Genomic DNA, 774 nt, shown 5'->3' on the forward strand with positions numbered 1-774 from the left:
TCTCTTCGGGCAGGGCGTTATAGCGCAGCCGGCTTGCCTTCAGGTATTTCTGCGTCCTGGCGTGGTCGCGGTATTCCACCTCGGCCTGCACCATGGAGGCCAATAGTTCATGTACGTTCTGTACTTCGTGCACGGGCAGTGCACTCACCGCTTCGTAACGTCTGGCCATCCCGGCCAGACGGAGCGCTTTCAGCTGTTCGATGGTCTGATCTGTATTCATTTTCTGTTTTTATGGTTTTCCTTATCTGTATTCCCCGGCACCCCGGATATTTTCGTGCAGGGGTATGGTATATTGTTTCGGGGCTTCCTTTTTTTCGAGCTGGTCCATATTGTTGGCCAATATGTTTTTTATGGACATATAGTTGAACCGCTGCCCTTTGAGCGCCCTTGTGCAGGCAGCCTCTATACGGTCCGGATAGAGGCCTGCCAGGCGCATGAGCCCGCGGCAGGCCTGGTAGGACTGGTCGATGACAAGCTTGCTGTCCATGACCCTTTGGAAGTACTCGCGCGTAGCGGGGCCGTATTTTTCCGCTTTTGAAAGGTAATGGTCCGGGTTCCATGCCAGGCGTTCGCGCATATGCCGGTGGTTTTCCGGAAGGTGGTCTTTATCGGTCGTGTACCCATGTTTTTTATAGCTGCGTCTATGGAGGGCAATACGCTGGCTGCCGTGGTATATTTCCACCGTGTCGGTGCAGTAAACAATACGCACCTCTTTCCCGATATAGCGGGCGGGCACACTGTAGAAGTGCCAGTCTTCGCCCACCACCACGTGGT

1 protein-coding gene and 1 pseudogene are annotated in these 774 nt (G+C 54.3%); both read right to left on the reverse strand.

Going from position 1 to position 774, the window contains the following annotated elements; genetic code table 11:
• A partial coding sequence (locus tag ACFQRK_RS23955; RefSeq protein ID WP_379010961.1) for an ATP-binding protein occupies positions 1–220 on the reverse strand: 220 nt, incomplete at its 3' end.
• Positions 221–241: 21 nt separating this feature from the next.
• A pseudogene (locus ACFQRK_RS23960) lies at positions 242–774 on the reverse strand (hypothetical protein); the annotation flags it as partial.

The sequence above is a fragment of the Parapedobacter sp. GCM10030251 genome (assembly GCF_042666505.1).
Lineage (GTDB): Bacteria > Bacteroidota > Bacteroidia > Sphingobacteriales > Sphingobacteriaceae > Parapedobacter.